21 protein-coding genes are annotated in these 23964 nt (G+C 50.3%); 9 read left to right on the top strand and 12 right to left on the bottom strand.

The genetic code is table 11. The annotated features are described in order from the left end of the window. Positions 1-2 precede the first annotated feature (2 nt). From GK091_RS19895 to GK091_RS19880, 4 genes are all read left to right on the top strand, one after another. On the top strand, positions 3-581 hold the full coding sequence (locus GK091_RS19895) for a Uma2 family endonuclease (RefSeq protein ID WP_164041636.1): 579 nt from the start codon (positions 3-5) through the stop codon (positions 579-581). 147 nt (positions 582-728) lie between these two features. After that, complete coding sequence (locus GK091_RS19890) at positions 729-1970, top strand: NupC/NupG family nucleoside CNT transporter (protein ID WP_164041635.1); 1242 nt, start codon at positions 729-731, stop codon at positions 1968-1970. A 206-nt stretch (positions 1971-2176) separates the two neighbouring features. Beyond that, positions 2177-3556, top strand: a complete 1380-nt coding sequence (locus GK091_RS19885; protein ID WP_164041634.1) for a glutamine synthetase family protein — start codon at positions 2177-2179, stop codon at positions 3554-3556. Between the two features lie 88 nt (positions 3557-3644). Continuing rightward, on the top strand, positions 3645-4688 hold the full coding sequence (locus GK091_RS19880) for an aminoglycoside phosphotransferase/kinase family protein (protein WP_164041633.1): 1044 nt from the start codon (positions 3645-3647) through the stop codon (positions 4686-4688). An 82-nt stretch (positions 4689-4770) separates the two neighbouring features. On the opposite strand, the gene GK091_RS19875 is transcribed toward GK091_RS19880, so the two are convergent. The 3 genes from GK091_RS19875 to GK091_RS19865 form a co-directional block, all read right to left on the bottom strand. Further along, positions 4771-5847: a phosphotransferase family protein gene (locus GK091_RS19875; RefSeq protein ID WP_164041632.1), complete on the bottom strand. Its 1077-nt coding sequence runs from the start codon at positions 5845-5847 to the stop codon at positions 4771-4773. A 134-nt stretch (positions 5848-5981) separates the two neighbouring features. Then, positions 5982-7241 carry an acyl-CoA dehydrogenase family protein gene (locus GK091_RS19870; protein ID WP_164041631.1) on the bottom strand — a complete coding sequence of 420 codons (1260 nt, stop codon included), beginning with the start codon at positions 7239-7241 and terminating at the stop codon, positions 5982-5984. Positions 7242-7368: 127 nt separating this feature from the next. Next, positions 7369-8076, bottom strand: coding sequence for a hypothetical protein (locus GK091_RS19865; protein ID WP_164041630.1), 708 nt, complete (start codon positions 8074-8076; stop codon positions 7369-7371). 456 nt (positions 8077-8532) lie between these two features. Here GK091_RS19865 and GK091_RS19860 point away from each other — a divergent pair, with 456 nt between their 5' ends. Both GK091_RS19860 and GK091_RS19855 read left to right on the top strand, forming a co-directional pair. After that, positions 8533-8901 carry a DUF7674 family protein gene (locus GK091_RS19860; protein WP_164041629.1) on the top strand — a complete coding sequence of 123 codons (369 nt, stop codon included), beginning with the start codon at positions 8533-8535 and terminating at the stop codon, positions 8899-8901. 38 nt (positions 8902-8939) lie between these two features. Next, positions 8940-9494, top strand: coding sequence for a GNAT family N-acetyltransferase (locus GK091_RS19855; protein WP_164041628.1), 555 nt, complete (start codon positions 8940-8942; stop codon positions 9492-9494). A gap of 108 nt (positions 9495-9602) precedes the next feature. Here GK091_RS19855 and GK091_RS19850 read toward each other — a convergent pair whose 3' ends face one another. From GK091_RS19850 to GK091_RS19835, 4 genes are all read right to left on the bottom strand, one after another. Further along, the gene (locus GK091_RS19850) at positions 9603-10349 is read right to left on the bottom strand and encodes a GLPGLI family protein (protein WP_164041627.1); all 747 of its coding nucleotides are present in this window, start codon (positions 10347-10349) and stop codon (positions 9603-9605) included. Between the two features lie 35 nt (positions 10350-10384). Next, positions 10385-13231 (bottom strand): TonB-dependent receptor domain-containing protein, encoded by a 2847-nt coding sequence (locus GK091_RS19845; RefSeq protein ID WP_164041626.1) that lies wholly within the window; start codon positions 13229-13231, stop codon positions 10385-10387. Between the two features lie 254 nt (positions 13232-13485). After that, a complete protein-coding gene (pabB, locus tag GK091_RS19840) occupies positions 13486-14805 on the bottom strand; it encodes an aminodeoxychorismate synthase component I (protein WP_164041625.1) in 1320 nt (439 codons plus the stop codon). Between the two features lie 2 nt (positions 14806-14807). Beyond that, complete coding sequence (locus tag GK091_RS19835; RefSeq protein ID WP_164041624.1) at positions 14808-15839, bottom strand: NYN domain-containing protein; 1032 nt, start codon at positions 15837-15839, stop codon at positions 14808-14810. A gap of 253 nt (positions 15840-16092) precedes the next feature. Here GK091_RS19835 and hisB point away from each other — a divergent pair, with 253 nt between their 5' ends. Both hisB and GK091_RS19825 read left to right on the top strand, forming a co-directional pair. Next, positions 16093-17241 carry a bifunctional histidinol-phosphatase/imidazoleglycerol-phosphate dehydratase HisB gene (gene hisB, locus GK091_RS19830; RefSeq protein WP_164041623.1) on the top strand — a complete coding sequence of 383 codons (1149 nt, stop codon included), beginning with the start codon at positions 16093-16095 and terminating at the stop codon, positions 17239-17241. Positions 17242-17568: 327 nt separating this feature from the next. Then, positions 17569-18138, top strand: a complete 570-nt coding sequence (locus GK091_RS19825) for a 1-acyl-sn-glycerol-3-phosphate acyltransferase (RefSeq protein WP_164041622.1) — start codon at positions 17569-17571, stop codon at positions 18136-18138. 11 nt (positions 18139-18149) lie between these two features. Here the strand turns inward: GK091_RS19825 and lpxB are convergent, their stop codons facing one another. Continuing rightward, positions 18150-19277 (bottom strand): lipid-A-disaccharide synthase, encoded by a 1128-nt coding sequence (gene lpxB, locus GK091_RS19820; RefSeq protein ID WP_164041621.1) that lies wholly within the window; start codon positions 19275-19277, stop codon positions 18150-18152. A 3-nt stretch (positions 19278-19280) separates the two neighbouring features. Next, entirely contained in the window at positions 19281-19697 is a 417-nt protein-coding gene (locus GK091_RS19815; protein ID WP_164041620.1) for a 6-pyruvoyl trahydropterin synthase family protein, read from the bottom strand. Between the two features lie 268 nt (positions 19698-19965). Between GK091_RS19815 and rfaD the strand changes: the two genes are divergently transcribed. Continuing rightward, positions 19966-20931 carry an ADP-glyceromanno-heptose 6-epimerase gene (gene rfaD / locus GK091_RS19810; protein WP_164041619.1) on the top strand — a complete coding sequence of 322 codons (966 nt, stop codon included), beginning with the start codon at positions 19966-19968 and terminating at the stop codon, positions 20929-20931. A gap of 69 nt (positions 20932-21000) precedes the next feature. On the opposite strand, the gene GK091_RS19805 is transcribed toward rfaD, so the two are convergent. From GK091_RS19805 to GK091_RS19795, 3 genes are read right to left on the bottom strand one after another with little or no spacing between them, the layout of a single operon-like run. After that, positions 21001-22335: a HAMP domain-containing sensor histidine kinase gene (locus tag GK091_RS19805; RefSeq protein WP_164041618.1), complete on the bottom strand. Its 1335-nt coding sequence runs from the start codon at positions 22333-22335 to the stop codon at positions 21001-21003. Beyond that, a complete protein-coding gene (locus GK091_RS19800) occupies positions 22332-23003 on the bottom strand; it encodes a response regulator transcription factor (RefSeq protein ID WP_164041617.1) in 672 nt (223 codons plus the stop codon). Before GK091_RS19800 ends, GK091_RS19805 begins: the two co-directional genes overlap by 4 nt. Before the next feature lie 54 nt (positions 23004-23057). Continuing rightward, positions 23058-23897 (bottom strand): hypothetical protein, encoded by an 840-nt coding sequence (locus tag GK091_RS19795; RefSeq protein ID WP_164041616.1) that lies wholly within the window; start codon positions 23895-23897, stop codon positions 23058-23060. Positions 23898-23964 lie beyond the last annotated feature (67 nt).

The following is a 23964-nucleotide window of genomic DNA, read 5'->3' as shown; positions in this document are numbered from 1 at the left end:
GCGTGGAATCGATACGCGTACATCTGCCGGAAGACTTACGAATGAACGACGATGAGTTCATCCGCTTCTGTCAGGACAATCCCGACCTGAAGTTTGAGCGTCGAAAGAACGGTGATGTTGCTTTTATAGCATACGCAGACGGAGAAACGGGTAATTACAATCTTGAAATAGGTGCTGAGTTTGGCATTTGGAATAGGCAAGCCCGATTCGGTAAGTTTTTTGATTCGTCGACAGCCTTCCAACTCGCCGACACATTGATCATGTCTCCAGATATTGCAGGTATTGCTCAAAGTCGCTGGGACGAATTGAGCGCGGAACAACGTCGAAAAATTGTAGCCCTGTGCCCTGATTTTATCCTTGAATTGCGATCACCAAATGATCGATTGAGAGATTGCTTCGAGAAGATGGATGACTGGATGGCCAATGGTTGCCGGTTAGGCTGGCTTATCGATCTGACAAACCAGATCACGTACATCTACCGCCCTAATCAGGCACGGCAGGAAACGGTCGGACTAGGTGAATTATACGGCGAAAATGTGCTGCCCGGCTTTTCATTGAACCTGTCGACGTTGGGTAGCTAACGGATTGCTACGACATGAAAAGAGGCTGAACCGGCAAATAATATTTGTCGATTCAGCCTCTTTTCATGTCGCGGTTCGTATGAAAGCCTCATTCCTTACCTTCTTGTTGTATATTCGCCAACCTAACTGAATTTGTATTTTTACTAAATGGATCGTTTTACCGGACTCATTGGCATTGTTTTAATTCTCGGCGTCGCCTATGCCCTCTCCGAAAACAGAAAAGCAATAAATTACCGAACCGTTGGCGTTGGGCTGGCTCTTCAGTTCGGGCTGGCAGTTTTTGTCCTGAAAACGGACATTGGCCAGCAGGTTTTTCAGGGGCTGGGCTACTACGTGGATAGACTTCTGCAAAAGGCGAATAAAGGGGCAGAGTTTGTGTTTTCCACACTAGTTAGGCCCGACGTTCTTGGTAAAGTTTTCGGTCCCGACAACAGCTTTATCTTCTTCTTCAAAGTCATCCCGACGATTATATTCGTCGCCGTACTCGTCAATATTTTCTACCATCTGGGTATTATGCAGCGCATCGTGGCGGTAATGGCACGGGCAATGAAATGGCTGATGGGAGTCAGTGGTGCTGAAGCCCTGTCGAACGTTGCCAGCACGTTTGTGGGGCAGGTCGAAGCGCAGATCATGATTAAACCGTACCTAAACGGCATGACGAATTCGGAGTTGATGGCCTCCATGACGGGTTCGTTTGCCTGCATTGCGGGTGGTGTTCTGGCCGTTTACATTTCTCTTGGCGTACCGGCCCCTTATCTACTGGCAGCCAGTATCATGGCCGCACCGGGCGCGCTCGTGATCAGCAAAATTGTTATGCCGGAAACGCAGGTTTCTGAAACACAGGGCATTATAAAAGTAGAAATTAAAAAAGCACACGCTAACCTGCTCGATGCCATTGCGGCAGGTGCCAGCGAAGGCTTGAAAGTTGGCCTCAACGTGGTAGCGATGCTGATCGGTTTTATCGCGCTGATTGCTCTGGTCGATAGCCTGATGTTCCGGCTGGGTTTTTACGTTTTCGGTATGAGCAATTTGAGCCTGAACTTCCTGCTGGGCAAATTCTTTTCCATTTTTGCCTGGGCAATGGGTGTACCGAGCAAGGATATTGAGGCTGCCGGAGCGCTGATGGGTACCAAAATGGTGATCAACGAGTTTGTCGCTTACCTCGATCTGGTCAAGATCAAATCGACACTCGACCCTAAAACCATTGCAATCACCAGCTTTGCGCTGTGCGGTTTCGCCAATTTCAGTTCGATCGCCATTCAAGTTGGTGGTATCGGTGAGCTGGCACCATCACGGCGTGGTGATCTGGCCAGAATTGGGTTTAAAGCCCTGATTTGTGGAACATTGGCCAGCTATATGTCCGCTACGTTAGCGGGTTTGCTTCTGTAGACCGATTTTTTTCACTAAGTGATCGTTAGTTATACAGACAGGCTGCTTATACAGATAAGTGGTCTGTTTTTGTTTGTCTAAATCGCACGGCCTACGTTACTCCCGTGGCTTTTCACGCAAACCAACGTTGCTGGCTTAGCAGTTTTTGTTACCTTACAGGCGCAGGCTACATCGCATTAGTTGTTCATCGTCACGGATAACACACCATGAATCAGCAAGAAGTTATTTCCTTCATCGAACAAAACGACAGTACTAAAATCAAATTCGCCTTCGCTGATATAGATGGTGTGCTTCGGGGAAAAATCATTAGCCGTCAAAAATTTCTGGATGGTCTAGCCGATGGGTACGGTTTCTGCGACGTTGTCTGGGGCTGGGATTCAACGGATACACCCTACGACAATAGCCGAACGACTGGCTGGCATTCCGGCTACCCCGATGCCCCGGTCCGGCTCGACCTGGCTACGTTTCGGCAGGTTCCGTGGGAAGATGGCATACCATTCTTTCTAGCCGATTTTAGTGCCGGGCAAGCTAATAGCAATAGCACGTTGGGGATTGATTTACCGGCTTGCCCCCGATCCCTGCTCAAACGCGTGGCTGCTCAGTGCCGCGACATGGGGTTCCATGCGGAATATGCGCAGGAGTTCGAATGGTTCAACTTCCGGGAGACGCCACAGAGCCTGCAACAAAAAGGGTTCCGGGACCTGGAACCGCTGACGCCCGGCATGTTTGGCTACTCGATTTTGCGGCCTTCACTCGAAAGCGCATTCTACCACGACCTGTTCGACTTATTGGGTGAATTCGATATACCGCTCGAAGGATTGCATACCGAAACGGGACCCGGTGTCTACGAAGCAGCCATCATGCACGATGAAGTCATTCGGGCCGCCGACAAAGCGATTCTGTTCAAGACGGCGGTTCGGGAAATTGCCTATCGTCACGGGTTGGTGGCTACGTTCATGGCCAAATGGAACGCGGACCTCCCTGGTTGCAGCGGCCATATTCACCAGAGTCTGTGGAATCCCGAACGGACAAAAAACCTGTTCTACGATCCGGCCCAACCGAACAAAATGAGTGAACTGATGAGCCAGTTCATCGCTGGTCAGCTGTACTGTCTACCCCACATCACACCCATGTTTGCCCCCACCATCAATAGCTATAAACGACTGGTCGAAGGGGCCTGGGCACCCACAACCGTGACTTGGTCGGTCGATAACCGCACAACGGCATTGCGCGTACTGAACCGCACCGAAGCGTATACGCGCGTAGAACACCGGGTTTCGGGCTCCGATTCCAACCCCTATCTGGCTATTGCTGCGGCCTTGGCATCAGGCTTATATGGCATCCGCCACCAGTTAACGCTTGACATTCCGGCTTCTGTCGGCAATGGTTATACCGATAGAAGCCACGGCGTTTTACCCGCTAATTTGTCTGAGGCCACCCGAGCCATGACAAATTCACCCGTCGCAACTGAACTGTTTGGCCCCGAATTTGTTGACCATTTCACCCGTACGCGTGACTGGGAATGGCGGCAATATGCCGGTCAGGTCAGCGACTGGGAATTAAAACGATATTTCGAAATTATTTGATTAAACACTGGCTCTCTGGCATTAGACGTGCAAGTTATTTTAAGGCGCTCATGTCCACCATTCAGGGTTTATAATACACTGCCTTTTCATGCGTCTTGTTGATTACCCGAGTATCATAAAAAAAGCCTGGGCCAGCTTCGATTCGTCGGTACAGATTCAGGTCATTACGGACATAAGCGCCAAGGTCTCGACAAACCACGTCTTCAAAGTCACCTTCGAGGATGGGGAACATATTATTGCCAAACTTTCGTACTTCGGTAAGTATGAGCATTTTGTCGAAGATCACCGCATCATTCACGCGCTGGCCAACAATCTCCTCTATCCATTCGAGAATGTACTCGCCAAATCGCTGGTCTTGGACGGGCAGGTTTACACCTATCGGCATAAAGACGGGTTTGTCGATGCCTGGGTCGTGTTTTACAATCCGATCCGAAGTCAGTTCAAGCTGCCCCGCCGGTTAGAAGACGATCACATTCGAAAGCTCGGCGCACAGGTTGCCAGGTTCCACAAGGCGTGCTCCCGCGTGAGTACGGTTCTGCCAAAATCATCGAAAACCTTGCGCTCTGATGTCTGGGATTTGCTGGATATGCTCGAAACGGATTCCGGGCAGTTCGAACACCGGATGCACGTCGATGAGCTAAGGCGGCAGTGTAATCTGTTTCTGGAAAATCGGCAGAAACTCGTTGCTAAAACGGTTGAAACCATGCCCGTTTTCGTGGACTGGAACATCGGAAATTTCTCCGTCACCGAAAACCTGGAACTCTATTCGCGCTGGGATTATGACTGGTTCAGGATCAGTTATCGGGTCATGGATTTTTATTTCTTCAGCCGGGTCGTTTCCAACGCGGGCGACCGTACCGTGTTCAGCTATGTCATCGGGCCGCTGATGGAAGACCGCTTCCTGATGTTTTTACAGGAGTACCACCGGGTATATCCGCTGACGGAGAATGAAATACGGTTTCTGCCCGAAGCCTATCGTTTCTTCATTCTGAACTACGTCATCAAATACGGGCGTTATTTTTTCCACCGTACCTACGCGACCAAACTTCAGCGCGAAGCCTATCAGACTTATTTCCCGTCGATAGATACGTTCGATGCAGATAAAATCCTGAAGGTATTGGGTATAACGTAACGCGGACGGCCCCATTCCAGTCCGCATAGATTACGTAAAGACATCTGCGCAGACTGGGACGGGTTCACCCGAGCGGTCTACGTTACGTCAGCTGGCCACTTTCTATAGCTCCGGCGGCTTTATTGGCCAGTTCGACAACCATGGGCAGGATTTTCCCGAAACGTTCGTCTTGGCTGTAGCCCTGTTTCCAGCGGGCATAAATCTGCTGCGCGATGACGGCGTTTTTGTAGAGACCAAACACGTAATAGAAGACGATGTTCGACAGATCGCGGCCACTGCGCTGCGCATAGCGGTCGGCCACTTCCTGCCGGGTCAGATTACCGGGTAACCAGGTGAGGTTGAACGTTCGGTAAGCGGGCGTATCCGTTGCCTCCGACCAGTAAGCCAGCGTTGCCCCCAGATCCATGAGCGGATCGCCGACGGTAGCCATTTCCCAGTCCAAAACACCCCGAATCGCTGGCATTGGTTCGCCGGTCGATTCATCGGGTGCGAACAAAACGTTATCGAACTTATAGTCATTGTGAAGGAAAGCAGGTGGCTGTTCAGCGGGGTAATTTTGGGCCAACCAATTACCTACTATGTCCATTGCCGGAATCGCATCCGTCCGCGCGTTACGGTATCGCTTCGTCCAGCCTTCTACCTGCCGTTGCACATAACCTTCCGGTTTCCCGAGCTGAATCAAACCCGTTTCTACGATATCCAACGCATGAATAGTCACCAGATTATCAATCAGCGCTTCCGATAGCTGGCGCATCAGCCGTGGTGGCAGATTCAGTGTCGGCGCCATCGGAGCACGCAGAATCAAGCCCGCAATGCGTTCCATCACGTAAAACGATGCGCCTAGTATACCATCTGTTTCGCAGTAAGCGACCGGGTTTGGCATGTGCGCGTAATGCCCCTGTAGCAATGACAACACCCGAAATTCCCGGCCCATGTCGTGACCACCTTTGATGGTTGCGCCAACCGGCGGCCGACGAAGCACGTACTCCTGATCGGCGGTTTTAAGTGAGTACGTTAGGTTCGAAAAACCACCGGGAAACTGGCCTACCTCCAGCACCTCTCCCACCTCGGGCGCGTGTTCGTGCAGGTACGCGTTCAGCAGGGTTAAATCAAGTTCTTCACCCATCCGAACGGGGCGGGGAGCATCAGGAGTAATCATTGTGCTAATGTTGTGTTTAGGGCATTGCCCAGTCGGTGCTGGTCAGCAGTTGATAAGTGTATAGCTTGATGAGCTGGTCCATCGTTTAGTGTCCACGCGCTAACGTCCAATGGCCTGAATGCAGCGTTCATACACTAGTGGCTTTCGTCCATCATCCGGCGAAACGCCTGGAGTTCGCGGGTCTTTTTCTTGACATCCAGACCGTATTTTTTGAGAATACTGAGGGCCAGATTCTGTTTGTGAACCTCGTCGGCACCATCCCAGATGCGGGCTCCGCGCTCATGGCGGTACATAGCCGCTAGTACTGTGTCGTCGGTAACGCCCAGCGCACCGTGCACCTGTATAGCCCGGTCGAGTACGCGCAGAAAGGCATTAGCTACATAGAACTTGATAGCCGACACCGCATCGCGCACGTTCGCAACGCCAACGGTATCAATCATATGGGCCGTGTTGAGCACATATAACCGACTAGCGTCAATCTCCGCCCGACTTTCGGCAATAAAATCCTGTATGAATTGCTTTTCGCCCAGCATGACCCCATCTTCAATTTCGCGGGAGACGGCACGTTTGCAAAGCAGATCCAGCGCTTTTTCGGCGTTTCCGATCCAGCGCATACAGTGATGAATACGACCGGGGCCGAGTCGTTCCTGTGCGAGTCGAAACCCCATCCCCTCGCCCCCAATCAGATTAGACACTGGTACCCGACAATCGGTATAACTTATTTCGGCGTGGCTAAACCAGCCCTGTCCGACATCGCCAAAAACCGGAATATTGCGCTCAATCGTAAAGCCAGGTGTATCTGTCGGCACAATGATCATACTCGCCCGCTGGTGCGGAGCCGCATCGGGATTCGTGACGACCATGGCAATGGCAAACGCAGCCCCATCGGCCGAGGAGGTAAACCACTTACGCCCATTGATAACGTACGCATCCCCGTCGCGAACCGCTCCCGTAGCCATTCGGGTTGGGTTCGATCCGGCATAGTCGGGCTCAGTCATCGAAAAACAACTCCGGATTTCGCCGTCCATAAGGGGTTTTAGATACCGTTCTTTGATTGCTGGCGAGGCAAATTTGTGGAGTAATTCAGTGTTGCCGATATCAGGAGCCTGACAGCCGAACACATAGTGGCCGAAGAAAGGCGCGTGAGCTAGTTGTTCGCTAATCTGCCCAAATTCGCAAAGGGTCAAGCCATGACCGCCTTCGGCTATTGGCAGATGCAGTCCCCAAAGTCCGGCGGCTTTTACTTGTTCGCGCTTCTGGTCAAGTATCGGAATTAGCGCGCCGAGGTTATGATGTGAGAAGCCTTTTTCGAGAGGGATCAATTCGTCGGCCACAAAGTCACGAACGCGTGCCAGCAACGGCCGGACGCGGTCGGTGGTGAATATTGTTTCCATTCAGATTATCGGTTTAGGTGCGCCGTGCGACCGAACGTGTCCGTATGCTGCGCCAGCTACTAAGGTAGTCGTTCCCGAACGAAGGGGCAAGTGAATGACAAGCGTGATCGTGATACGGCTACCTCGCCTAAGTCGTTGTCCATTCGTACCAGTTGCCGCTAATGTTAACCCACTTCGTTAGTTGTCCACAATCGTTGTAGTCTGGTCTTCTCCCCGTTTCTGAATAGGCAATGCCACGACAGTTATCAATAAAACCATCCCTCATAAACGAAATTGTTCCGTCTGGAAGAATCGTAAAGCTTATAAATCCAGCCTCTCTCAGGCTCTGCCGAAACGATTCGTAGTGACGCTTATCGATCCCCTGTTTTTTCAGCACCTCAGGGAGCAACTGCTTTCCGGGTGACGTACTGAATTCCCGGACCGTATCTTTGGGGTTTATCTCGTAGGCGATCTTATTTATTGTCTTCCAGAATCGTAACCCGTCCGACATCTCCTCTATTTTACGATACTTTTTCACCTCGATGACCAAGTTCGTTAGCGTCTCTTCTTTTCGTTTAAAATAAAGGTAATTACCCACTCGGGCCTGGAATCGGTAGCTAAGAAAGTAAAAAATGACAACCCCAACTGCCGCCCATGAATAATGTTTCTTTCGCGCTTCTACTGGCTCCTCTTCCCTGAGTATCGCCCTGGCAATGATTACAAAAAATAACGACAAGGCGTTTAGCATTACGGTGAGAACAAAGTCGATGTCACGCAGAAAGAAGATTGTCAATAGGTAAGGCGTGAGCGCACCTATGCCAAAAAGAACAACTCCTGTAGTCAGTTTAACGGGCATTTACGTTTATTTTCTTTTCGTTTGACGCTACTAATTAACCGTATTTGTTGGTCTTTTCAATTCTTCCCACGTTCGCTTTCCTGCTTATGCCAGGGCAAAAACACAGGAGTAATCGACACAAAATCCGATAGCTGTATACTTATCATTTCCGGATAATCCATAGGCCGTATCGTCAAGATACGGCCTATGGATCGATCAATCTGAAAACTGGTCGTTCTGACTAACACGCGATCCTGTAACAGCCGTATGGTTCGCTGGTTCAGCAGCATGCGGCATGGCCACTCGTATCGACAGGCTACCATTTTGACAGGCAGTCTTCTCAAAATGATAGGCTTACGCCGGTACCCATGAAGCTTGTTCGAGCCTAACGAGCTAATCGTCAACCGTATAACCACAGCACTCTGGACTTGGCACAGATTTGTTAAGCACTGCGTTAGTATTTTAACAAGCATGGCTATGAACGATGTCATCAGTAAAACCGATCTGCTCAATGTGCTGATCAACCGAATACCGGAAGCTCGTCAGGATTTTATGGTCTTACCGCGTGAGACTGGGGTATATACCGTCTTACATAAGCTATGCGAGGTAACGTCCGTTCTGGCTTATCAAAACAAGTTCAGAGCCGTCAAACGCTGTCTTTTGGCCGCCGAAGAGTTACTGAAAGAAGGGGATAAACAAGTTAGCAATGCAGTTTGTACAGTCTACGTTTTCCGCCTGTCTATGTTACTAGATAAACGGGATGCCCGGTCAGAAGTCATTCACTACCTACTACCTCGTGCCTTACGCACGGAGTATCATCGTCAACTACATACGTGCCTCCCTTAACCGCTGTATCAGACGAGCTGTCTTACAGGAATTTACGTATGGAACCAGATTTAACGATTACCGTGGCATCAGCTATACACCTGGTCCACATCGATTCGATCTGCTGCACGATAGCCGAAAGCGCCCAGGTCCGAGGAACGGGTATCAGCGGGCGCTCTCCGGCCTATCTTCGGCAAAAAATGCTGGACGGGAAAGCCGTGATTGCCACGTTACCAATGGGCCAATGGGTCGGCTTCGCTTACCTCGATGTTTGGGAGAACGGGCAGTTTGTGTCGCACTCGGGCCTGATTGTCGATCCTGATTATCGTCGGCATGGAGTTGCGCAACAGGTTAAACAGGCCTTGTTTCGCCTGAGCCGCCAGTTGTTCCCAGGGGCAAAACTGTTCAGCATTACGACCGGCCAAGCTGTTATGAACCTAAATACGCAGCTTGGTTTCCGACCGGTCGCTTTTGGGGAGCTGCCGCAGGATGAACGCTTCTGGAACCAGTGTTCATCCTGTCAGAACTGCGATATTCTGGCCCGAACCGCCCGAAAGTACTGCCTTTGTACGGGCATGTTATACGAACCTAACGCGCCCGAAAAAGCAGCTTAAGCTGTAAAACCTGCTCACCTCGCTCCTTGCATAGGTCAGCGGAGCGGGGTAAGCAGGTTTTACAGTTTAAGTAACGAGCACGAAGCGAACCAACGTGCGGTAAATTCATTAGTACCGGATTTCCCAATATGGGTTTTGGTGAGCCTTGATTTGCTGGGCAATATACTCCTTGATCAATGTATCGTAAGCCGGGTCATTAATTTTCTTGCCCTTTACTTTGGGTAGCTTAAACTCGTCGGGAGTTACCTTCTTAAAGGCCACATTGGTTGCTTCAATGACAACGTCGCCATCGTTCAGGTTCAATTCCAGAATGAGGCCAGGCAATCCGTGATATCGTTCGGGACCCGCCGGAACCGGAATATCCTGCGCGAACCAGGCCGTAATTTTCTGCTTTTTGATCGGATCCTCGGTTTCGGCTTTCATGCAGATAAAGCCGGCAATGTCCTTGATCTGATTGCCTATTTTCCAGACAGGCGTGTGCAACGAATCCTCAATGACGTACGTTTTCCCCAGCATTTCGATAACGTCCGTTTGCTGCTCTTTAGCGAAGTTACGATATAGGACCAACTCCTGATTGCGCCATGTGTAGCGGCCATCTTCGGTGCTCCCCATCTCGTTCATGTACGTGTATAGACTGGCGTCCTGATTGAAGGTCAGCTTCATTTTTTCTTTGTTCTCTTCGTCATTCTTCCAGGTCTGCGAAATCCGGTCTTTCTGTTCCTGACTCAGGTACGTCATCCGGTTATAAATTTTCGTCCAGTACGTCTTTCGTTCGTACGTAACAACGCCTTCCGTGTTCTGAGCCGTTGCCGATAAGCCGATCAGCAGGGCGGCAAGTAGTAATATATGTTTCATAGCACACTAAGTAATCAGTTATATAGCTCTACCTGTTAGAATCCATCCCGGCGCATTTTCGCCGTAACACCACGCATGTTGTACGTAAAGCCGAGCATGAAATAGCGGGCCAGCGTCTGAATACGTTCATACTGCGCGTAGTTCTGGCTGGCGTTGGCCGTGATGGCGATATTCCGATTGAGCAGATCGACCGACGACAGCCGGATTTCGGCCCGTTTGGCTTTTCCGAGAATGTGATAAATCGACGCGTTCAGGATGGGAATACGCTGATCGAAATTGAGTAGGTCATTCTTGCTGACCCGATAATTGAGCGTGCTGTTGATGTAAAAGTCGTGCGGCAGTTTCACGGTCAGGTCACCACCGAAGTTGTTATTGATAAACACCTGATCCTGCCCTGAACTGATCGAATAGCGCGTATTACTAATGCCAATGTTCGCATTACCGTAGAACGTCAGCCAGTCGACCGGTGTCAGGCTAAGCCGCGTTCCGAAGCCGTAGTTCTGACCGCGTGTTTCGTTGGTAATCCCATTGATTTTAGCCGGATTCGTGTTAAAGTTCAGATTCGCGTTCAGATCGAGAGTTGCTTTGGTCTTTTTGAGGGGGAAGCCAAAACCTACATACGAACCAACCATACGCCCGCCCGACTGATTTTCGGGCATGATCTCCGTAATAAGTGTTTGCGGATCTGTGTTCCGGCTGTACACAATCTGATTGACATACTGAGTTCCATTCACGCCAACATACAGATTGATAAAACTACCCGGATTGAAGTAGTTGTAGCCAATGTTTATATTATGACCCAGCTGCGGCAGCAAATTTGGATTTCCCCGGTTGATAAACAGCGGGTTACTGTTGTTCGTCACCGGTTGCAGGTCACGGGACGTTGGAATCTGTACGCTCACGTTATACCCTCCGTAGAGATAGCGGTTGTTCTTCAAATCATAGTTCAAACTTACGTTCGGAATAACCGTCGTGAATACACGATTGATTTGTCTGAACGAGGTAGCCGACTGATCGGGGGCAAATTCTCCGTTTAGTGTGAAGCGCTGCACCGCCACCCCGCCCGATATGTTCAGGCCCTTGTTGGTATACCGGATACTACTGCCAAGTCGGTTGTAGACGTAATTATTTTTGTAGTACAAACTCAATGAGTCGTTGCGCACCCGATCGCTGTTGTTTTCGCTTCGATCAATTACGTCGCGATCAACTTCGTCGTAGCGCAGGCTGAAGTTGTAGAATGTTTCCCAGAAAAATTTCTTGGCAAACGGTTCCACAAACTGTAGGCTGGCTTTGTACTCGCTCCGGTGGCTGTTGGTCCCCTGATCCTGTCGAATAATCCGTAATGTTTCATTGACGCTGGTTGGCTGCGAAAACTGATTCGTAGCATCAAGCTTTAAGTTAGCGTCGTTGGTATTGATTTCGTAGGTAGTACTGGCCGCAAAACTCCGACCTTTCTTTTTCATCTTCAGCCGGTAAATCAGCGAACTGGAGGAGCCGACCTGCCGTTGGGTGCTGCTGTTTCTCGTCGTGTTCTGTGTCGTTATGCCGTTGTTACGGTCCAGATCCTGTATCCGGTTAAGACCAGCATTGCCATTGCCTAATCGGCTATTGTTGATAAAGACCAGCGTATTGACGGAATCCAACTCATTCTCATACCGTAGGCTAACCCGGTGATTCCCGTTGAAATTCAACTGATTGCTCGTTTCATTGATCTGATATTGGCCCTGTGGGAGGTAATACGTCTGATTTCGGATAGCGTCCAGTTCCAGCCGGGTCTGGTTGTAATAATAGCTGCTACTGAACTTCTTTTTCTTGGTGTCGTAATTGTAGTTGATGCCACCAGCCGCATTGTTGGAGAATCCGGTCCCCTGCCGACCGCTGACGGGAATGCCCAATCCTTCGTCGCCACTGTCGGAAAAATAGAAGAAGTTGCCCCCGCTGAAACCAAAATCCGCGTTCTGATTCCCGTTGTACGCGTTACTCCCCCGAAAATCCTGGTAATCGTTGTACGACAAGCCCTGCTGGTTGGTGTTATTACCCAGCCCAACCAGCGAAAACTGGTTCTTCGCGTTGAACTTGTTGTAGCTACCCTTGATTTCTCCCCGCAACGGAATGTCATTGGAAGCGGGTCCCGCACTGGCCGTTACTTTACCAAAACCCCCTTTTTTGAATTCTTCTTTCAGCTCTAGGTTTACCGTTTTTTCTTTTTTCCCGTCATCGACGCCCGTCAGCTTGGCCTGATCCGTCTTGTCGTTGAAGACCTGCACTTTCGATATGGATTCGGCCTGAAGGTTCTTGGTTGCCTGCTTGGGATCATTGCCGAAAAAGTTCTTCCCATCGACCGTTACCCGCTTCACTTCCTGCCCCTGCGCCCGAATGTTACCATCCTGATCGACCTGAACTCCTGGTAGCTTCCGTAGCAGATCCTCGACCGTCGAGCCGGGCGGCACCTTGAACGAACTGGCGTTGTATTCAATGGTATCGCCCTTGATCGTAAGGGGAGCCTTTGCCGTTCTGACAACGACTTCCATCAGTTCTCTGGTGATTGGTTTCAGTTTCAGCGCACCCAGATCAATAACAGCGTCGCTACCTGACTTGATTACCTGATTATAAGGAATATAGCCAACGAATGAGATTTTCAGAACGTAACTGCCGGCTTTGATATTCTTGAAGGTGAATGCCCCTTTTTCGTCCGCTCGCGTAAAATTGACCAGCGATGAATCTTTGGGGCTCAACAACATCACGGTTGACGAAGCGAGTGGAGCGGCAGCCGTATCAACAGCTTTGCCTTGTAGCGTAAAGCGCGATGGTGCCGTTGGGTTTTGGGCATACGCAGCCACCGTGAACAGGCATAGCACGGCCAGCATGAAGAAGTTTTTCATCAGTGAATAGGTAAAGGTTAACGGGTGTATTGCGGGCAAATATAATCGGGTAACTGAGCGCTGGTTACAAGATTAACGTTTTTTAACTAAATTTATAGTAGTAAATTTAACGAACGGTAGCACTCCCTAGCAAGGAGGGGTTTTGCTCACAAAATGTTGCTTCGTTTACAGGAGAAGAGTAAAATAACTGGTTAGTTCCACACGAAAGAAGTCGTTATCTATTAAGCGGTATGAGCGCCGGGCTGCTCCCTCGGTCAATGAGTTCCGGCAGCCAGATACTGCTCAAGCACCTCTCGAATCGCGCGGGCTTTTAGTAAACATTCTTCCCACTCCTGCTCCGGGTCGGCGTCGTAAGTGATAGCGCTCCCGACCGAAAAGGACGCATAGTGGGTTTCCGCGTTGTAGAGCAACGTCCGGATAACCACATTGAAATCAAAGTTACCGTTGGGAGTTATGAAACCGATAGCCCCGGAGTACACCCCCCGACGACTAACTTCCAGCTCGTCGATCAGTTCCATGGCCCGGATTTTTGGTGCGCCGGTCATACTACCCATTGGAAAGGCATTGTGAATGGCATCGACCCAGGTTGCCGAATCCCGTATCGTAGCCGAAACGGTCGAAATCATCTGGTAAACCTGCTGAAAGCCGTATATGCCGAAAAGCTCATCGACGCGAACAGACCCCGTTTTGGCACTCCGCGCCAGATCGTTGCGTACCAGATCGACGATCATCAGATTTTCGGCCCGCTCTTTTTCTGAGTTTAGTAGCTGCTCACGAAGCGCAACGTCTTCATCCGGCGTTTTCCCGCGTCGGATCGTTCCTTTGATCGGCTGCGACAACAGGCTCTGGCCTTGTTTCCGGAGAAAACGCTCGGGTGAAGCACCCATCACATACCGATCGCCCAGTTTAAGAAAACTCGAAAAGGGCATCGGCGAACGCTCATTCAGCAATCGGTAGACAGTCAATGGGTCAAGGTCGATGACCTCGGCAAAAAATTCGATGCAGTAATTTAATTCGTACACATCCCCCGCCAGAATGTGCTGTTGTATCCGCCGGACGGTTGCCTGATAGTTTTCAGCCGAAACGCGGCATTGAATAGGCGGTCCGCCGTTGCGGGAGGGGCCAGGGCGGTCCAACGGGTCGGCAAGAGAAATTTCGCGCAAAACAGCCTTACCATCACCTTCTCCCGAAACCACGACTTCATTATCCACGAAGTCGATCATCCATTCCGGCTCAACAAAATAAGCGTTGGGGAAACCCAGACGGTCAGGATTATGGCTGGTCAACGCTTCCAGTTCATTTTTTATATCATATCCGAAATAGCCGACCAGGTAGCCGGGTCGTTCGGCATGAGCGCGGTATAACTCCCGAAAGGTATCAACATCCGAAAACGAAACGACCCGCTTCGCCCCGACAAATAGCCGGTTCGGAAACGGGTCGTTTGGATAAGCGATCTGGTTGTTCGTCAGGAACGCAACGAAGCCATCTTCACGCGATTGTTGGGTCAGCGCCCACGTCAATGCCTGCCATTGGAACGCCTGTACATCATCAACGGGCACGCGTTCACTAGTCATACTCAGGCGCGTAACAGCCGAACGTCGATAGCAATATCTTTCCCTTCGGCATTCTGGCCAATCGTAAACTCCACTTCGTCGTCTATCTGTAATTCATTAAAATCCGTATCAATCAGGCTTGTGTAATGAAAAAACAGGTTGTTTGGTGGGTAATTAACAAACCCATACCCCGTTTTCAGGCTGCGCACGGTACTGATCTTACGCCCTTCAGGATCATCGTCTACCGTATCGGCCACATTGTAGTTTGGCTCATCGGATTGCGTATATCCTTCGTACTCATCATTGGCCGAGAACCCGTTCGCGAAACTATTGCTGTAGCTTCCACCATTGCTGGCAGCGGCTACCGCCGTAAACGTTGGGCGGGCCTGTTGCTGTTGCTGCTTGACGAATAGATTCTGGATCACCATATCGTTCCGACGGCTCCGATCATCGATCAGTCCGTGCATGGCTACCGGATACGACACTTCTTCCAGTAAATCCTGCGACGTACGGGTCACCTGCTTTTCGCCCTGCTCATTCAAAAACTCAAAGTCCCAGCTCAGCACCATAATGCGCGACCCAAGCGTGTTCAATTTACGAATCAAGGGAACATAATCGCCGTCGGACGTGATTAGAACAACGACGTCAAATTTCTTGTATTGAGCCAGTTCAAAGGCTTCGAGCGCCAGCCACACATCGATCCCCTTTTCCTGCCGGTAGCCTTGATAGGTTTTTACGGGCAGGTAATGGGTTACGACCCCTTCCGACATCAGAATATCATCGAACAGACGGTCATAAAATAATTGATTACCCCGCTGATTCGCTTCGTGGGCATTCAAACGCCCTCTGAAATAGTGGGCATCAACGATTTGGCAGAGCCGTTCGTTTACGCCTTCTTCTTCGGCTACCTGCCGACGTATAAATGCATGTAATCCTGAGATACTAATCCGGCTGCGCCGTTCGTGAGAATAATTATAATAGTTACTTACGTGTAGAAAATAGTTACCGTCATAAAAAACCCCTATTCGGGTCAATCTGGATGATCCTGTTGGCATAAGTTTATTTGGTAGTATATGTATGGTACAAGATGAAAATTTACTCCTAGCGTAGTATGTGATGGGATAGATTTATGGCTCCTAAGGAAAGCGAATTACGAACTGATAAGACTTTTAATGTATAAAAACCAGAGGAGTATATCAGTAAGCCTGGGTACAGTATGTATCGAAAACGCTAAAACACTGCAAAATTAGCAGGTTTTCGCTTACAATACGGTCGGTGCGGTATCTTTGTCGCCCAGATACTCTCTTTATGCGAAAAATTTTATTCATCGACCGTGACGGCACCCTCATCGTTGAGCCGCAACCCGATCAGCAAGTCGACTCGTTAGCTAAACTAGATTATATTCCAAAAGTTATTTCAGCAATGCGAAACATTGCTGAAGAGACCGATTATGAACTGGTTATGGTCACCAATCAGGATGGACTCGGTACCGTTTCCTTTCCGGAAGAGACGTTCTGGCCTGCTCACAACAAAATGATGGCTACGTTTGCGGGCGAAAATATTTCGTTTGCCGCTGTTCATATCGATCGCCATTTCCCGCGCGATAACTCGACGACCCGTAAGCCTGGAACTGGCATGCTGACCCAGTATTTCAGCGACGCCTACGATCTGGCCAACAGCTACGTTATCGGCGACCGGCTCACCGACGTACAGTTAGCGGTCAATCTGGGTGCCAAAGCAATTCTATTTTTGCCACCCGATGGTTTGGCGACCGTGCAGGCCGCTGACGTTACGGGGCTGACCGATGCGATGCAAAACGCCATTGCGCTCAAAACCGATGACTGGGATACGATCTACGAATTTCTGCGCTTGCCCGCCCGAACGGCCACCGTTGACCGACACACCAAAGAAACACAGATTCGGGTTGACTTGAATCTCGATGGTAGCGGTAAGGCCGATATTCATACGGGGCTTGGTTTCTTCGATCACATGCTCGACCAGGTAGCCAAACATTCGGGGGCCGACCTGACCATTCAGGTGCAGGGCGATTTACACATCGATGAGCATCACACGATTGAGGATACGGCGTTGGCTCTTGGCGAAGCGTACCGGCGCGCGCTGGGCGACAAACGGGGCATTAGCCGCTACGGTTTCTTGCTGCCCATGGATGAAGCACTCGCGCAGGTCGCCATTGATTTTTCCGGACGTCCCTGGCTGGTTTGGGAAGCGGAATTCCGGCGTGAAAAAATTGGGGATATGCCAACTGAGATGTTCTTTCATTTTTTCAAGTCCTTCTCCGACACCGCCCTTTGCAACCTGAATGTGAAAGTCGAAGGCGACAATGAGCACCACAAGATCGAATCTATTTTTAAGGCCTTTGCCAAAGCGATAAAAATGGCCGTTCGTCGCGATATCAAGGAATTGGATAACCTCCCCAGTACGAAGGGAGTTTTGTAGGTATGGATAGGATTCTGGACACCTGCCACGAGTTTTTCATTTTTGTCTGACTTCTGGTGTCTAATATCCAACGTCTATTGTACTTTTGCGTACGAATTCAACCGAATACAGATATGGATTTATCAACTCCGCTAACGCTTTTGTTCTATGTTGTCCTGCTAGTGGCTTCATTTATGACGGGCAAGTGGCTGGAACGCAAGGACCGGAAATACTAATTTGATTTCAGGGTACCTGCCGTACCGGTTCATACTTTTTGGTCTATTAGCTGTTCAGGCTGATCGACTGAAAAGTATGTACTGTTACGACGAATTTTTAGAAACGTAAGAAATGCTAGGTGCCCTCACCCGATGGTTGTTTAAAGTCGCCGGATGGCGCGTTGTTGGTCCTATACCAAACGTGCCGAAGGGTCTCTGGGTGGTAGCTCCCCATACCACAAACTGGGATTTTCTGATCGGGCTGAGTATCCGCCCGACCATCCATATCTGGATTCAATACTTGGCCAAAAGTTCGCTTTTCAAGTGGTATTCCGGCTGGCTTTTTCGATTGCTGGGCGGTCAGCCGGTCTATCGGGACAAGTCGCACAACATGGTTGATTCCATTGTCGATGTGTTCAACCGCAACGAGCGAATTCATGTTTGCATCGCCCCCGAAGGTACGCGCAGCAATGTGTCAAAGTTAAAGACGGGATTCTACTACATTGCTCTTCAGGCCAACGTACCAATCATTCCGGTCGGCTTCGACTGGCCCCGCAAGCTGGCGGTTCTGGGTGAGCCCATCTACGTAACGGGTAATTATGAACAGGACATGATTCCGTTCTATGAATTCGTTTCAGAGATTCACGGTGTCAAGAAAGACTGGTTGAAGAAATGGGAAGCAACGGGCGTTATTGAGCGCTAATACGTTTGTTTTCAGCGAGACTTCGACCATTCACTCGCGAGTTCGACCATTCGCTTTCCCGCCCGTTCCGACGCGCCCGGTTCGCCCATCTTTTCCTGAACATCGGCGTAACCGGTCAACTGCGCTTCACGGCGCGGACCACCTGGCAAAACAGCCCGTAGCTCATCAGCGATATGATCGGCAGTTAGATCGTTCTGAATCAGTTCTTTTACTACTTCGCGGTTTGCGATGAGGTTCACAAGCGCAATGAATGGGACAGCAATCAACCGTTTGGCAATTGCGTAGGATACGGTCGTTGTTTTGTAACAGACGACCTGCGGCACATTGAAAAGAGCCGTCTCGAGCGTAGCAGTACCCGACGTGACCAGCGCAGCCGTGGCAACAGTCAGCAAGTCATAGGCCGAATCGCTAACGCGCTTAACCGTTGGATAACCGCCCAGCAGGTTGCCATAAAGTGGTGCCGGCAAATTACTGACGGTCCCGACAACAAACTGATGGTTTGGAAATTGGCGCGTTGCAGCCAGCATAGCCGGTAGTATCGACGTGATTTCCTGACGACGACTACCGGGCAGTAGAGCAATGACGGGTCGCTCGTCCAGTTTTAACTTTGCCCGAAAGTCAGGGTCTGGCTCGAAATCAGCAAAGGCATCGAGTAGCGGATTACCGACATATTCTACCTTGTAATCGTAAGTAGCAAAAAACTCCGTCTCAAATGGCAGGATGGTAAACAGCCGATCGACGGTTTCTTTGATTTTCAGGGCCCGACGCTGGTTCCAGGCCCAAACCTTCGGCGAAATATAGTAGAATACCCGAATGCCGTGTTTTTTCGCAAACCGGGCCATACGCAGATTGAACCCGGCATAATCGATCAAAATAAGCGCGTCAGGACGATGGGTGAGCAGATCATCCTGACACTCACGCATGATCCGGCGGATTGTGACCAGATTTTTCACTACCTCCAGAAAACCCATGAACGCCATATCGCGGTAATGGCGAACCAGAACGGCCCCGGCTTCTTCCATCTGTTCGCCACCGTACGCCCGACACTGCGCATCGGAATCGTGACGGCGAATGGCGCGAATCAGGTTGGCACCGTGGAGGTCGCCGGAACGTTCTCCGGCAATGAGGTAATAGTTCATGACTTATTCGCCGAAATAATCCACGAAATTTTTCGGTGTTTCATAAAGTCGAAGCTGGTGTAAGTGGGCTTCTGTCACGTCGGCCAGTGCCCGTTCCAGAATTTTCCAGATTTCCATGATAAAGATTTCGCAACTGGCCATTTTGCCCTGCATGAAGTCCACATCAAGGTTCAGGTTTTTGTGATCCACTTTCTCGATGACCTCCCGTTTGACAATATCGCCCAGCAGTTTCAGGTCAATGACAAAGCCCGTATTGGGGTCCGGCTCGCCCTTCACCGTTACGATAAGCTCGAAGTTGTGGCCGTGCCAGTTCATGTTCGCGCAGGGACCAAAAACCTCCTTGTTTCGCTCCTCAGACCAGGCCGGATTGTAGAGCCGGTGGGCAGCGTTGAAATGTTCGATTCTGTTTATATAGACCATTTTTCTGGTTTAGATGGGGCGGTTGCCAGAAACGCCGATTTTAAAAATAGGCCACAAAGGTACGAACTCTTTAAGCGTGATGAAACCTTACATCGGTTGAAAACGACCAATACCATCCAAAAAGCCTGTATAAGAAAAATGCAATTTAATCGTTAAAAACGCTATTCCTTTGTTCGTCTTAAAATCAGTATCTTTACACCCGCTTTCACTTCATTCAGTCCGACTTCCTTCTCATTATCGACATCAATACGTTTACTACTAGTACTTTATGATTATTGTCACAGGGGCTGCTGGCTTTATCGGAAGCTGTTTGATCAGCAAATTGAATCAGGAAAACTTCAATTTTATTGTCGCTGTCGATGACTTTTCAAACCCGGATAAAGAAGCGAATCTGACGGGTAAACGTATTCAGGAACGGGTTGACCGGGAAGATTTTTTCGGCTGGCTCGACACAAACTATCATGAGATCGAGTTCATTTTCCACATCGGCGCCCGTACGGACACGACTGAATTTGACCGTCAGATTTTTGAACACCTGAACGTCGAATACTCCAAGCAGATCTGGAATCGCTGTATTGAGTACCAGATTCCGCTCGTATATGCTTCATCAGCAGCCACCTATGGACTCGGCGAATTTGGGTATGACGATAATGAGTCGCTGATTCCGCAGTTGAAGCCGCTCAATCCCTACGGCGATTCGAAGAATGAGTTCGACATTTGGGTTTTAGAGCAGGAGCGTAAACCTTTTTTCTGGGCGGGCCTGAAATTCTTCAATGTGTACGGCCCCAATGAATACCATAAAGACCGAATGGCATCGGTAATTTTCCATGCCTACAATCAGATCTGCCAGTCCGGCACGATGAAGTTGTTCAGGTCGCACAATCCCGATTATACGGACGGCGGGCAGATGCGGGATTTCATCTATGTGAAAGACATCGTTGACGTTTGCTCCTTCCTGATGCATCACCGACGTAATTCAGGCATTTATAATCTGGGCAGCGGCAAAGCCCGGACCTTCCTCGATCTGGCCACGCTCACCTTCCAGGCTATGGGTCGCGATCCGCAGATCGAATTTATCGACACCCCCATCGACATCCGCGACAAATACCAATATTTTACCCAAGCCAATATGGCTAAGCTTCGCTCCATTGGTTACGATCGCCCTTTCTGCTCCCTCGAAGAAGGTATTGGCGATTACGTAAAAAACTACCTGAAAGAAAAACAATATCTTTAATTATCCGCCGAAAGACCACGCCAGACCCGTAGCGTGAAGATGATCGCTGATGGGATTGGTAGAAAGCGTTCAGGATTTTATTGGTTGGCCGGAACGTACTTCTTGCGGTAGAACAAGCGTGCTGACAAAGATAAATCCCTGCCATTCGAGGTGTAGTTCGCCACCCAGCAGCGTTGTTAGCTGATGGCTGATCCATAAGCCGAGTCCATGCCCATCTTTGAACGGATTGGCCCGGAAATACGGCTGCATCAGGTCAAGTACGGGTCCCGTTTCGCAAACGGTCTGGTTCTGCACCCGGATCATCGGTACGGTTTCCCCGCTTAGTTGCACTACCACAACGCTATTCGGAACGGCGTATTTGATGGCATTTTCAACGAGATTCAAGACGACATGCGCCAGTTTGACACCATCCGTGGAGATCGGCTGAATGGCAAAATCAGGCTCATCGAATCGCGTCGATACCTCATAATCAGTAGCAGCGCCGGCCAATTGCGAAAGACACTGGTTTATCAATGTGGCCAAATCAACCGATTCAATTCGGAGAGACTGGCTGGTTTTATCGGGGCGACTAAGGGTCAGAAATTCGTCGAGAAGGCGCGTTAAACGTCGTACCTCATCCAACTGGCCCAGCAGGAATGGGGCCGTTCGCCCATCGACCTGACCGCTGTCGAGCGTTACTTCAAGACCCGTTTTCATCACGGCGAGGGGCGTTCGAAGCTCGTGCGCTGCAGCTCCGAAGAAGTTTTGCTGTAGCTCGGCACTTTCCCGAATACGGGCCAGCATCTGATTCAGCGTATTGGTCAGCTGGTACAATTCATCCTGCGTAGCGGGCAGGTCCAGCGGCTCAATGGTGGTTGTGTTTGTGATTTTACTTGCTTGATTCACAATGGCCTGAATCGGTTTCAGTAACCACCCCGCCACCGCATAGCCACCGAGAAATGCCAAGATCAACCCAACGAACCAGCCCAGCCCAAATACCCAGCGCAACCGCTCTATATCCTGGATCAGACTCGCATCGGGCACGGCTAATGTTAGGTTAAGCTGCCCGTTTGACAGTTGAAGAGACGAGTTCTGAACCGTTTTTGACCGATACGAGCGCGGGTGTCGATTGGCATCACGGCCAATGCCAGATGCAGCAGGAAAACCGGGACTGCGGAAAAGCTCCCGCCATCGACCGTAGGTTTGGTAGGTCACCAGCATCTGCTCGCTCTCAGTGGGTAGCGGCAACACAACCGGATCGACGCTTACCTGGGAAAGCAACCAGCCCGCCCGCGTCTGAACCGCCCGGTCGAAAGCATTCTGAAGGCTTTTTTCCGCACGGGTCAGCATCAGCCAGCCCGCCAGCAGGCTCACAGCCGCAAATACAGCCGTTATGGCTAGAACGATCCGGCTACGCAGATTCATGCTGATTTCAGGCGATAACCACGGCCAATAATCGTTTCGATCAATCCACGCGTACCTAATGCGTCCAGTTTCCGGCGCAACTGGTAAATATGCACTTCAATAACGTTGCTCCCCATATCGTAATCGACGGCCCAGACCTTTTCAGCAATCTCGTTTTTAGTTACCAGCTGACCGGCCCGACGCAATAGTAGTTCGAGTAAAGCGAACTCCCGATTGGTCAATTCTAGTTTCACGTTGGCTTTGAAAACCTCATGAGATACGAGCCTCATTTCCAGATCGTCCAGACGAAGTACTACGCTATCGCCCGTTTGCGTTCGTCGCTGTAAAACCCGAATACGGGCTAATAACTCGTTGAAATCGAAGGGTTTTCGTAAGTAATCAACTGCACCCAGATCTAATCCTTCCACGACTTTATCGGGATCGCTCAGGGCGGATAGGATCATTACCGGCACAGCCAGGCCAAAAGCACGAAGATTTTTCAGCACCTCAAAGCCGGTTTGCCCCGGCAGCATCAAATCCAGCAACACCAGATCATACAATCCACCGGCAACATGGTTGAGCCCCTCCGACCCGGAATAGGCCAGATCGGCGACGTGTCCGTGTTGCTCCAGACCCTGTTTCATGAACCGGGCCAGCTTGCGTTCATCTTCGATAATGAGGATTTTCATACAAAAAATGCTTCGACCTGTATCACAGGTCGAAGCGAGCTTCATTTACGTAAGTTAGCGTACAAGGTATTGCTGACCGTTGATTGTCAACACGGAAGCGTTCAGGATGTTCGTTTTTTCGAGCTGCACCTGCCCATCCCGAAGACTCTTGGGAGAGCCCTGAACCGTAATCGTAGTACCCTTCGTCGCCAGGTTTGTCAGCTGGTACGCTACGTGGGCCGGAACGCGAACAATCGTTTTATCGTCCAGCACCAATCCATTCACCCGACCATCCCGACCTAAACGATAATCGGCGATTTTGCCCGTAACGGTGGTTTGTGCAGGAGCAGCCGGTGCCGTGGCAGGAGCAACTGGCGGTGCATCCGTGATTGTCGTTTTTCCGGACGTGAGGCTGGTCATCCGAAAGCGAGATTCTCCGTTCGGTGTAGTTTCCGTGTAGCCGGTCACGCTGACGTTGCCACCGGGTTTGATGGCTTTCTGTACCTGCTGACCAAGGTGCGCGGGAAATTTTACGGTCGTCGGCGCATTTGTCGATCCGGTGAATGTAAATCCTTCCAGGATGGCGTCATCATTACCTACCCACTGACCCACAGTACCCGAAACGGTTGTTAGTGAGGTAAGGCCCCGATCCGGACCGTTTCCACCTGGGCGACCAGGTTGTTTCTGGGCGCCACGATTCTTACCCGGACCGTCCGGTCTGGGACCACCAGGTTGATGACGACCACCGGGACCGTCCGGTCCAGGAGCGTCCACTCCGGGAGCGTTCAAGGCGATGGGCGCTGGCGTTCCCTGATTGGTTTTTCCTGACTCCGTTGGCGTTTGGGCTTTAACGTAGGAAGCACTCAGTACGACTGCAACCAGAAGGGGGGCGATTAATTTTGCGTTATCTTTCATTATCAATTGTTGTTTACTGTTGATTACGAAAGCAAAGCTATATACGCCACTTAAGGCCCATGTGAAG

The organism is Spirosoma agri (assembly GCF_010747415.1).
Classification (GTDB): domain Bacteria; phylum Bacteroidota; class Bacteroidia; order Cytophagales; family Spirosomataceae; genus Spirosoma; species Spirosoma agri.
Note: the sequence above shows the minus strand (reverse complement) of the source record. Positions and strands in the feature narration are given on the sequence as shown.